The organism is Halomonas sp. TG39a (genome assembly GCF_000744395.1).
GTDB lineage: Bacteria > Pseudomonadota > Gammaproteobacteria > Pseudomonadales > Halomonadaceae > Vreelandella > Vreelandella ventosae_B.
Genome location: NZ_JQLV01000001.1, coordinates 686,016 through 697,577, shown reverse-complemented (window position 1 = coordinate 697,577; position 11,562 = coordinate 686,016). Strand labels below are relative to the sequence as shown.

Below are 11,562 nucleotides of genomic sequence, written 5' to 3'. Positions count from 1 at the left end.
TGCTCTCATGGTTTGACACTACAGGAGTGGCACATATGAACCGTCTTCATCAGATAAAAGTTAAGTATGCTCTTGCCTTTATTAGCGTTGCGTTAGCACTATTGGTTATTGTGGTTGCCGATGCACTGCTGGTTAATATGGTCAAGAAGCGTTTAGATACATTTATCACCAACTATATTCCGGCCACTTCAGCCACACTCAACGGCGACCGAGACCTTTATCAAGCACGCGTTGCTGAGATCGAATATCTGCTATCCGACCCCAGCTCCGAGCGAGCATCTGCGCTTATTGCCGACTTTGAAGAGAATGCTCAGCAGGCTTATGAACGCATGGGCCTCTATGCCGAACTGATGCAGAACTATCCTGAGTTAACCACGCAACTAGCTAACTTTGAAACGCTGTATAACGATTGGAAACAAGAGGCAACGCGTGTTTTTGAGCTGCACCAAAACGGCAATACCGCAGCAGCATTAACGATGCTTTCTGGTTCATCATTAGACGACTTTAATGCACTACGTGATATATATGATGTATCGGGAATAAATATTGAGACAGCCACTTATCAAGCGGAAGCAGCGGTAGTTGATAGAATCCAAGTTCAGCAAACATCCACTATTATCGTTGCATTAATCATCTTTATTGCAGCGACGCTTATTGCTCTACTAGGCCCATTAATGATGTCCCGGGCTATTCGCCAAATTAGTAGACGTATCAAAGAAATCACCGAGGGTGATGGTGATTTAACTGCCCGTATTGAGAGCCAACGTCGCGATGAAATTGGTGAACTCGCTCAGCAGTTTAATGGCTTTATTAAGCGCATTGACGATACGCTACAGTCAGTTAGCAACAGTACAGTTAGCCTCCAGCATGCCTCAACGGAAATTGCCAAAGGCAGCCAGGAACTTTCGGCACGCACTGAACAAGCCGCTGCGAATTTACAGCAAACCTCTGCTTCTATGGAAGAAATTGCAGCGGTGGTTAACAACGCCTCTGACTCTGCCCAACAAGCTGATCAACTAGCACTTTCAACCAAGGAGCTCGCACAACAGGGCTTACACTCCATGCATAGCGTCGAGCAGACCATGGATACCATTAACGACTCTTCAGCTGAAATCAGCAATATCGTTAGCCTGATTGATAGTATCGCGTTTCAAACCAACATCCTGGCGCTGAATGCGTCTGTAGAAGCCGCACGAGCCGGGGAACACGGTCGGGGCTTTGCAGTGGTGGCTCAGGAAGTACGTATATTGGCCAGCCGTTCCAGTGATGCCTCAAAGAGTATAGCTACGCTGATCAATACGTCGTTAAGCCGCACAAAATCCGGCGTCGACCAAGTTAAGCAAACCGGCAACACCATGCAGGAGATGGTAAAAAGCATCGAACGTGTGGCTGACGTGATTGCTGAAATTAGTGCCGGTGCTAAAGAGCAGAGCGTGGGTATAGGCCAAGTCAACGACGCGGTCAATGAGCTGGACAGCATGACCCAGCACAATGCCTCCATGGTTGAAGAGACCAGCGCTGCCGCCGCTGAACTCAGTGATCAAGCGAACCGGTTGAGCACTCTAGTGGGCGCCTTCAAACTCAGTAATAGCGATGAACAAGCCCTTTTTGGCAAAATAGCGCCTTCCTCAATGGTTAATAAGCCCTCGACTACGCCTGCCGCTCCGCGTCGTTTGGTGAGCACCCAGCCACCCGAGTGGGAGTCCTTCTAAGTATTCTCGGCTTCTCTCTCCCTAGGGTCTTGATAAGGCCCTAGGGGTTTAACCATTTGCTTTCAAGGCATGCGCTTTTCCAGCCACCGCGCCACGCGATAACCAATAGCCAATAGCCAATAGCCAATAGCCAATAGTAAGGGTCATCAAAGGAACCTCTATGCTGTCGAATGCGTTAATTATTGATGATGATCCGGATGTTCGACTGCTCGGCAAGACACTGCTCAGTCAACACGGCTATGAGGTACTAACGGCAGGTAGCCTTGGAGAGTTAGTGCGCCAGCCTGCGCTACTCAATGCGGAGCTTATTTTACTTGATTTCGGATTGGGCGAGTTTACGGGCCTAGATATACTCGACTACCTGTACGATTTGCGTATAAAGGCGTCAATCCTATTTATTAGCAGTTGTTCACAAGAAACCGCCGCGCTGGCGATTACAGCGGGTAAGACAATGGGTTTTCACATGCTCGGTTTTCTAGCTAAGGACAAGCTATTCACGGATCTAGCATCATTCCTTGAGCTATTAAAAAAAGCTCCCAAAGCCCCCACAAGCGATGAATTGGCGAGGGCTATCCAGGACAACCAGCTGTTTCTCGCCTATCAGCCCCAAATAGACCTTCAAAACAACCACGTTATCGGGGCCGAAGCACTGGTACGCTGGCAAGATCCCCAACGCGGGGTACTGTACCCCGATAGCTTTATTCCCTTGGCCGAGCAGAGTGACCAGATGGTTTCACTCACCTGGTACGTGATCGAGCTTGCCTTACAGCAACAAGCCCAGTGGCAAGCGCAAGGCTGGCACTTGAACATCTCGATTAATATACCAGCAGCCTTTATTCAAGCAGAAGGCGTACTGGAAGCGTTTGATCAGCTTACCCAACGCCACCATGCGGTGCTTAGCAAGATTACCCTGGAGCTCACTGAAACAGCCGGCGTTGAGTGTTTGGGCTACGCAAACTATGTGCTTAAAGCATTGCGGCAACGCGGTTGCCAACTGGCGTTAGATGATTTTGGCACCGGTCACTCGTCGTTAACTCAGCTCTATCGATTGCCTTTCAGCGAACTCAAAATTGATCGTAGCTTTGTGTCACTGATCGACCAGGACAAAGAAGCACTGGTGATAACAGCGTCGATTATCGACTTAGGCAAACGACTGGGACTGACCGTGGTCGCTGAAGGTATAGAAACAGCGGCGCAGCATGCTCTTCTCGCTGAAGCGGGGTGTCCGGTTGGGCAAGGTTACTTTCTCTCTCGCCCTTTAACCGCCGCTGCCTTTAATGCCTGGATGTGTGAACGTTCACTGCCCGACGTGATGACTCAAGAAGAGAGCATGTTTGCCCGCTGCAACGCTTGCTGTGTAGAGGTATGCAGCGCCACTAAACGCTCCAGATAGACAGCCAATTCGCTGAACGGGGCGTCTGAAGCCGCTTGCTCCAATTGGCTGGCTTGTTCAGCAATCGCCGCACAGCCGAGCGAAGACGCAGCACCCTTGAGTGAGTGAGCCTCTTGGCACAAGGCTGGACGATCCTCTGATTGCCAGTAGGCGTTAAGACGGGCACTACGCTCACCAAGCCGCGTTAAAAATGTCGTCAGCAGTGCCTCCAGCGCTCTTGGCTCAAAGGTGCTTTTCAGCTCTTCACAAAGGCGCTTATCGAGCACCTGAACGGCGCCGGCGGTGTCACCCAGTGATTTGGAGCTATTAGACGAGTGAACGTGAACGCTATCAGCCGCTAAGGTTTCGGCATTAGAGAGATAGCGGCAGATCACCAAGTACAGCTCATCCCGAGTAAAGGGCTTATGGATCATATCGTCCATACCGCTTTGCATACAGCGTTCGCGGTGCTCAGGCATCACATTGGCAGTCATCGCTACAATCGGCAGCCGGGGTAACTGATGCACGGTTTCGTAATCGCGCCACCGTTGGGTGGTTTCGGTTCCATCCAGCTTAGGCATCTGCATATCCATTAAGACCAAATCGACCCTGCCATGGTCTACTTTAAGCTGGTCAAGTGCTTCCAAGCCGTTCTCTGCGATGGTCACCTGCTGGCCAAGGCGTTCCAGCATCACCCGTGCTACCGTTTGGTTTAGTGGGTTATCCTCCACCACTAAAATATGCTGCTTAGCAGTGAGTGCGAGCTGGCTATCACCGGCTTGGTAAGCTGTCAGTAGTTCGGTTTCCGGCATGCTAACGGAGAACCAAAACCGACTGCCAAGCCCATGCTGGCTGTTAACCCCGATCTCCCCCCCCATGGCTTCGACCAAGCGCTTACAGATCGCCAGCCCAAGCCCTGTACCTTCATGCCTACGCGCCATGGAGGTATCCACTTGGGAGAATGCCGAGAACAGCTGTGCATGATCCGTGTCAGCGATACCACAACCGGTATCGTGAACTTCGACGAGGATATTGTCGTCTCCAAGTGGCTTTACTTGGCATTTAACGAAGCCCTCTTCTGTGAACTTCAACGCATTATTGATTAAGTTCATGATGACTTGACGCAGCCGTGCGATGTCGCCCATCACATAACGCGGTAGCAAAGGATCGATAGTATAACTAAAGGTGACCTTCGCCTTCGGCTCGCGCAGCGTGTAGCTTTCACATAGCTGGTCGATGCACTGATGGAGGTCAAACGGCTGACAGTCCAGATCAAGACGTCCAGACTCAATTTTGGTGTAATCAAGAATATCGTTAATCACCGCACGCAAATTCTCCGCACTGCGCTTTAGCGCGGCTAAATACGTCGCCGCGTTGGGTGTTTTCACCTCTTCGCTTAACAAATCCGCCATACCCACTACACCATTCAACGGGGTACGGATCTCATGACTCATTACGGCCATAAACTCAGATTTTGCGAGACTTGCTTTCTCTGCTTGCTTGGCAGCCTCATTTAACTCTTGGCTCTTGGCTTCTAACGCTTGAGCCTTGCGATCACTTGAGCGACGTTCCAGAATCAGCGCGCGAACCAGCATACCGCCTGACAACATTAACAGGACAATAAGCAACAGCACCAATCCGTAGAGGCGCGTCAATGTGCGGTGTTCCTCACTATGCATATGGGAGACATGGGCGTTGGTTTCGACCAAAATGGTACCGGTGAGCCGCTGTAGCTCACCCGCTTCCTGCAGGAGGGTAGCCGTTAAAGCGCTATTTAAATTGGTAGGGTTGTCCCATAGCGTTTCGAGTAGGGTTTCCATCTCTAAAATGCGGATTTGAGTTTGTCGAATGATCTCCTCAATATTTTCAAGTTTCGCCACGATTTTTCCTATTTCACCTTGAAAAAAAAGTGACTGTCGGCTGAAGAGGATTTCATAACGCAGCAACACGTCATCAACCGTAGCTTTCCCAGTACTCGTTTCGAATAGCGATAGGCGTAATTCGCGCACCTCTCGATCAAACTGATACCCGGCCCATAATAAGTTTTCGAGCAACCGATTCTCCAGCTCATGCTGACGGTTATAAATAACCCCACCGGTAGTAAGCGCAGAAAGAAAAAAAAGGATCGCCGAGAATGTAGCGACCCTCGTACTACGGGAAAAATAGAACTTAAAAAAGGCCAGCATGACAGCTACTCGGTTATATTATTCAATGTCAATTCTCGCCACCTGCCACACAGAGCGCGAGAATATCTCCTCATTTAGAAGCTCGGGATGCTTGTCAAAGGGGTAAATAACAAATAGTGGCCCCTGATCACGAATTCGCAATACTTCTCCGTTTGCCTGCATGGCTAGAATGACATCGTAATGCTCAAAATCACTGAGAGGTACTGTCGCCGCGTATTCATTCAACGCTATTACGCGAACATTCGCCCCCTCGGCACCGGCGGCTTCCAAGATAGCTCGCCCCAATGGGCCAGAGAAGCGCATCAAGCCATCGTGCCAGGGCGTACGGGTAACCGTTTCGTGCTGCCCCAATGCCTCTAGCATCGCTTTATCAAAATGGGCTTCATCACCCACATTTGGCTGACCAACCTTACCACTCACCACTAACATTACCGGGCCTTCAGGTGCTTCCAGGGCTATAGCATGAGTCGACGGCAGAGCAATGCTCAACGCGACGATAAAAGTCCTAAATTTAAGAACCAAAGAACGACGCATGAAGCTGCACCTCAGTATTAGCGATTGAAAGTGCAAGGAGTATATATCGGCCGTCTGCGAGCGAACTGTAAACCTTTGTGTCAACGCATCATTATCAACTAAACTTTATGCATGAGTTTTCCACGTCTACGCGTGTGACGTTTATAAGACGACAATAAGGGAAATCACCATTATGCATATTGGCGTACTTGAAGATGATCTCGACCAGCAGGCCTTTATTGAGCAGTGCTTACTAACGGTAGGCCACCAGGTTTCTTTATTTACTCGCGCTAGCGAGCTTCGTCGCGCGACACAACAACACAGTTTTGATTTGCTGATTATCGATTGGCGTCTCCCTGACAGCGACGGTATGGATGTTGTTGCCCATCTGCGCCAACACGACAGCTGGCGCGGGCCAATCCTGTTTATTACCGCCAGTCAGGGTGAAGACGACGTCGTGAAAGCACTCGAACAGGGCGCAGATGACTTTCTCGCTAAACCCCTTCGCCCCAGTGAGCTTATTGCCAGAGTAAGCGCACTAGGTAGGCGCTCAGGGTATGCCACACCGCGCCCAGCGCTGACCTGCCCCGACACCTTTACCCTGCATACCGAGGAGCATTACATCAGCGTGGCCGGTAACGCCGTGGATTTAACCGAACGTGAGTATCGGTTAGCTGCACTCTTCTTCTCAAAAATTGGTGAGTTAATTACCCGCGCGCACTTGCTAGAGCTGGTATGGGGCATCAAAGGGGACGTTTCGACGCGCACCGTGGATACCCACGTAAGCCGCCTACGCCGAAAGTTAGAGTTGGATGGTCGTCATGGCCTGCGTCTGCGCAGCGTTTACCAGTCGGGGTATCGCATGGAGACCTGCCAAACCACCAACATAGAACAAGTGGCTAATTAGACTTGACGCTCCCATAAACATCGGTTAAAAGATAAGGGCTGCCTTTAAAAAGGTAGCTCTTTTTATTAACCAGATTTTCAAAGTAAGACTTTTCAGAGAACCTCATTATGCGCTGGCAAATCCCCGCGACACGAATGAATAAGCTGTATCGCATTATTAATAATGCGGTATCAACTTATTGTTGTCGCGCGCCAGATATGTAGTGAGAAAATTGGCCGCGGCAGGTGTCGCGGCCATGTGATTTATCGTTACCTTTGATACTCCCTGATCGCGATGTTGCCCGGCCTCCTAACCCAGGAGACCTACCCCATGGCAATCGCAACAATGACTCGCAAGCTACTCAACGCGTTAAAGCACTCGCGCACTCAGCGGCGTTTTTATGAAGACCCACGCTTTCACGATCCGCACCTGTTAAAAGATATCGGCTTACGCTGGGAACAGGGCCAACTGGTATCCATTCATGGTGTAGAGGAGCCAAGCCAACGCAACCAGCGCCATCAGGCTGAAACCCGCGATGCCTACGAAAAATGTCCACATTGCGGGAGTAGTTTGGCATAGCCAACGCCCCGGTCACAGGACGTGGCCGGGGCGTTCGATCGTTTCAGGGTATAACAGAGATATAGCCAAATCGCTTATTTCAAACGGCTTAGCTTAAACAAGCAAGCTCAAGCGGCTTGGCTATATCCCTGCTTGACTCCTTTCTCGGTAACCCGGCCTTTACGAGAGTAACTGCCCTTACCTTTTTTCGGGGTTTGCTGCTGCATTTTAAACATTGGCGTCCGCAGCTGCGCTTTTAAAGCGTTGTCTTTTATCTTGCGCTGTTTCATCGTTTTCTCCGTTCTTTTTTTAAAGATGCCTGCTTGGCAGGCATCCACTACGACACACACTATCAATTGAAGTTCATCTATTAGCGTCCATCGTTTAGCGTTTCAAGCCTTGGTAATGCATTCCCCTTACTCATCCCAGGCAGGCGCAATTTCCGGGTTGGCAATACGCTCTTTACGATCCAGCTTGGCGATTTCAGCCATTTCGCTTTCGCTCAAGACTAAATCAAAGGCGGCGATGTTGCTTTGAATATTACGCGCCTTAGTGGAAGATGGAATGGTAATCATATTGCGCTGTTTTACCCAAGCAAGGGTAATTTGCGCGGGCGTGACGTTATGCGCCTCGGCGATCTGCTTAAGGGTCGGGTCGTCCATTACTTTGCCCACGGCCAGTGGCATAAACGCAGTGATCTGAATACCGTGCTGCTCGCAGTGAGCAACCAGTTTACGGTTCTGTAAGAAAGGATGAACCTCGATCTGGTTGGTGAGAATTTCACCTTTGCCCAGAATGCTGACCGCTTCGTCCACCTGTGCGCAGGTAAAGTTGGAAATACCAATGTTGCGCGCCTTACCCTCGGCTTTCACTTCTTTAAGCGCCGTCAGGTAATCGACCATTGGCACTTCGTCCTTAGGGGACGGCCAGTGGATTAACAGCAAGTCGACATAATCAGTGCCCAATTTCTGCAGACTTTCGTCCACGCTGGCTTTCAGCGTGGCGGGCTCTAGCTTATCGAACCACACCTTGGTGGTTAGGAAAATATCGCTGCGCGGGATGCTGCTATCGCGAATTGCTTCACCCACACCGGTTTCGTTACCGTAAAACTGCGCCGTGTCGATGTGGCGATACCCGGCCTCAAGCGCCGCGTGAATACTCTGTTTGAGCGTATCGCCTTCCAGGCGAAACGTACCAAAACCGGGGTTAGGCATCACATTTTGCATCATTAACATCCTTTTCTATTGATAGCGTGTTAACTAACATGGGGTGGCTACGGCACCACTTCAACCCTTTGCTATTGAAACTCTTACCATGATGACGCCATGACCTTCGCTAACGAAACATCCGCCAGCGACGAAGCGCCCTTACTCCCGCTTCACCGCCAATCAGGCTTTTTAAGTTTTTTGCTGTCGCGATTAGCCGCGGTATTTGCCATGCAGATTCAGGCCATTGTAGTGGCTTGGCAGGTTTACGATATCACCAGGGACCCGATGGCACTGGCCTATGTGGGTTTGGCGCAGTTCCTGCCAATGGTGCTATTGCTGCTACCTGCAGGGGATTTCGTTGATCGCTTCTCGCGCAAACGTATTTTGCAACTTAGCTGGATGGTGCAAGGGCTATGCAGCGCCCTGCTGCTGACCCTTTCGCTGAATGAAAGTCATAATGTGGGCGGCTATTACGCTGTTCTGGCGCTGTTTGGTGCCGCACGCGCCTTTACCGGTCCTGCCTTACAAAGCTTGCTGCCCAATATTGTGCCCCGGGCGCAGCTTGCCTCTGCGATTGCCTTGAATAGCTCTATCATGAAAATTGCCGTGATCGCCGGCCCGTTATTGGGCGGCATTCTGTATGGGTTAGGCGGTGGCAGCCTTGCCTACGGCGTGTGCTTAGGCTGTTTTATTGCGGCACTTGTGCTGCTGCTCCCGGTGCCCATTCGCTACGCTGAAACCGCCAAAATACTGGAAAGCACTGCCATAAAGCGCTTTACCGCAGGTATTCGTTACATCCGCCATCAGCCGATTATTTTGGGCGCCATTTCGTTGGATCTGTTTGCCGTGTTATTGGGTGGCGTCGTGGCGCTACTGCCTATCTACGCCCAGGAAGTGCTGCACGTTGGGCCGGAAGGGTTAGGCGCGCTGCGTAGCGCTATTGCGGTGGGCGCCCTCCTAATGGGGCTCTACTTAGGCATCCGCGGCATTCAGCGCCGCGCCGGGTGGGTAATGTTTATGGCAGTGGCGATTTTTGGCATTGCCAATCTGGTGTTCGCCGTTTCAACGATTTTTTGGCTCTCCCTGATAGCCATGTTGGTGGCGGGCGCCGCCGATATGATTAGCGTCTACGTGCGCATGACGCTGATTCAGCTTGCCACCCCAGATGAGATGCGCGGCCGCGTGAATGCCGTCAACATGTTGTTTATCGGTTCCAGCAATGAGCTAGGCGAGTTCCGCGCGGGCAGCATGGCAGCAGGGTTTGGCGTAGTGCCTGCGGCCATTATTGGCGGCGTGGGCACTTTGGCGGTGGTCGGCGCCTGGATGAAGCTGTTCCCAACCTTGCGCCGGGTTGACCGTTTTGACGATGCGCGCTGATAACACTGCATCCCACCATCATTAACGCACTAACAGAGCAATCACCACAATAGCCAGCGCTAGCGATACACTTTTCCAGAACAGCACCGGATCACGTTCCAGCAGCGGTAACTGGGCGCGCTTCAGCATGTCTGGGCTTGGCGAGCGTAGCTCGAAGATAAACTCCGAAAGCGCCGGAAAGCGTTTGTGGGGAGTGGGATGTAATGCCTTTTTGAGCACCTCATCCACCCAGGCGGGCAGTTCACGGTTTTCGCTAAGCGCCGATTGGTAGGCAAGCTTATGCTGCGCCGCCTGGGTGCGGGTTTTAGCCACCTCGGTGCCATAGGGCAGCGTGCCGGTTAGCATCTGATAAGTGATCACCGCCAGGGAGTATTGATCCGAAAGGGTCGAGCCCCCTTCGCCCAGAAAGTACTCTGGCGCGGTGTACTGGGCGGTGCCAAGGATATCGTCGCTAGCCGCACTGCCCTCTTCAGCGATCCCCGCCACCTTGGCAGCGCCAAAATCGATCAGCTTTACCGTACCTTGGGTGTCGATCATAACGTTGTCAGGGCGTAAATCCTGATGCAGCATTTCCAGGCGATGAAAGGCGCGCAGCCCCTTGGCGATCTGCTCGACGAGGGGCCGCACACTGGCCAAATCGGCATCCGGATGGTCGCGCATCCACTGGGTCAGGGTTTGCCCTTCGATATACGCCAGCACGGTATACAGGTAGTGGCGTGGCCGCTGTTGGGCAGGCGCTTTAAGCACGTGCACATTATTGATACGCCGGGCAATCCACTCCTCGCGCACGAACCGTTCAATGCTTGCCGGATCTTGGCTTAGCTCAGTCGAAAGCGTTTTTAGCGCGACTTTTTCACCACTCTCTATCTCTTCCGCCAGAAAGACATGGCTGCGGCTGCTGGCATGCAGCTGGCGCACAATGCGGTAGCCATCCAGTTCGCTTCCCTCACGCAACTCAGGCGGCTGCGGTAACGCGCCTAACGGCGCGTAAAGCTCATTGGAGTGACGTTCAGGCAGGCTATCAATGCGCACAATCTGTACGGTGAGGTTGTCATCGCTGCCGTTATCGAGGGCAGCAGCGATCAGTGCCTCGGCCGCCGCGTCCAGATCGCCCCAGTGGGCATGAATCAGCGCGACCATTTCGGCACTGGTCAGCCACTCATAAACACCATCAGTGGCGAGTAAAAACACATCACCGGCACTTAACGATACCGGGCGATAATCCAGCTCCAGATGCTGGCTGGCTCCCATGGCGCGGCTTAAGTGGCTGACTTCCCGCGAGGCCCAGAAGCGGTGATCCTCAGTTAACGGCTCCAGCGTATTGCCAGAGAGCTGATAGATACGGCTATCGCCAACATGGAAAAGGTGCGCGGTGGTGGACTTAATCACCATCGCGCTCAGGGTACACACATAGCCACGGTCCAGGTTGTAGCGATACTGGCTCTGGCGGGTTTGGGCGTAAAGCCACGCATTGGTGGCCTGCAGTACTCGTTGGGCAGAGGTTTTGACCGTCCAGGTCGCCGGGGTAGCGTAATAATCCGTCAAAAAACCGCCCACTGCCGCCTCGCTAGCCTCGCGGCTCACTTCGCTGCTGCTGATCCCATCCGCCAAGGCTATCGCAATGCCTTTAGTAGAACGCTGAGGTTCAGTGGGCAGGTAAACGCCATAAAAATCCTGATTGCTTGGCTTGCGCCCTTTATCAGAGTGCTGGCCGAGCGAAATGGTCAGCGCTGCCATTATGCTTCCCCTA

General features: G+C 52.0%; 10 protein-coding genes. 5 read left to right on the top strand and 5 right to left on the bottom strand.

The annotated features are described in order from the left end of the window. Positions 1-35 precede the first annotated feature (35 nt). Positions 36-1,712 (top strand): methyl-accepting chemotaxis protein, encoded by a 1,677-nt coding sequence (locus U738_RS03000; RefSeq protein ID WP_035577177.1) that lies wholly within the window; start codon positions 36-38, stop codon positions 1,710-1,712. 160 nt (positions 1,713-1,872) lie between these two features. Further along, positions 1,873-3,105, top strand: coding sequence for an EAL domain-containing response regulator (locus tag U738_RS02995; RefSeq protein ID WP_051912749.1), 1,233 nt, complete (start codon positions 1,873-1,875; stop codon positions 3,103-3,105). Here the strand turns inward: U738_RS02995 and U738_RS02990 are convergent. Next, on the bottom strand, positions 3,030-4,964 hold the full coding sequence (locus U738_RS02990; RefSeq protein WP_231896746.1) for an ATP-binding protein: 1,935 nt from the start codon (positions 4,962-4,964) through the stop codon (positions 3,030-3,032). The two genes, U738_RS02995 and U738_RS02990, sit on opposite strands and share 76 nt — an antisense overlap. Positions 4,965-5,288: 324 nt before the next feature. Next, positions 5,289-5,804, bottom strand: a complete 516-nt coding sequence (locus U738_RS02985) for a molybdopterin-dependent oxidoreductase (RefSeq protein ID WP_035577173.1) — start codon at positions 5,802-5,804, stop codon at positions 5,289-5,291. Between the two features lie 172 nt (positions 5,805-5,976). Here U738_RS02985 and U738_RS02980 point away from each other — a divergent pair, with 172 nt between their 5' ends. Then, a complete protein-coding gene (locus U738_RS02980) occupies positions 5,977-6,690 on the top strand; it encodes a response regulator transcription factor (protein WP_035577172.1) in 714 nt (237 codons plus the stop codon). 309 nt (positions 6,691-6,999) lie between these two features. Beyond that, on the top strand, positions 7,000-7,248 hold the full coding sequence (locus U738_RS02975; protein WP_035577169.1) for a hypothetical protein: 249 nt from the start codon (positions 7,000-7,002) through the stop codon (positions 7,246-7,248). 107 nt (positions 7,249-7,355) lie between these two features. On the opposite strand, the gene arfA is transcribed toward U738_RS02975, so the two are convergent. Both arfA and dkgB read right to left on the bottom strand, forming a co-directional pair. After that, positions 7,356-7,517, bottom strand: coding sequence for an alternative ribosome rescue factor ArfA (gene arfA / locus U738_RS22850; protein WP_081899030.1), 162 nt, complete (start codon positions 7,515-7,517; stop codon positions 7,356-7,358). Between the two features lie 126 nt (positions 7,518-7,643). Further along, positions 7,644-8,462, bottom strand: coding sequence for a 2,5-didehydrogluconate reductase DkgB (gene dkgB / locus U738_RS02970; RefSeq protein WP_035577167.1), 819 nt, complete (start codon positions 8,460-8,462; stop codon positions 7,644-7,646). Positions 8,463-8,552: 90 nt separating this feature from the next. On the opposite strand from dkgB, the gene U738_RS02965 reads away from it, so the two are divergent. Beyond that, a complete protein-coding gene (locus tag U738_RS02965; protein WP_035577165.1) occupies positions 8,553-9,812 on the top strand; it encodes an MFS transporter in 1,260 nt (419 codons plus the stop codon). A 21-nt stretch (positions 9,813-9,833) separates the two neighbouring features. Here the strand turns inward: U738_RS02965 and U738_RS02960 are convergent, their stop codons facing one another. Continuing rightward, positions 9,834-11,549 (bottom strand): bifunctional protein-serine/threonine kinase/phosphatase, encoded by a 1,716-nt coding sequence (locus tag U738_RS02960; protein ID WP_035577162.1) that lies wholly within the window; start codon positions 11,547-11,549, stop codon positions 9,834-9,836. Positions 11,550-11,562: the final 13 nt, after the last annotated feature.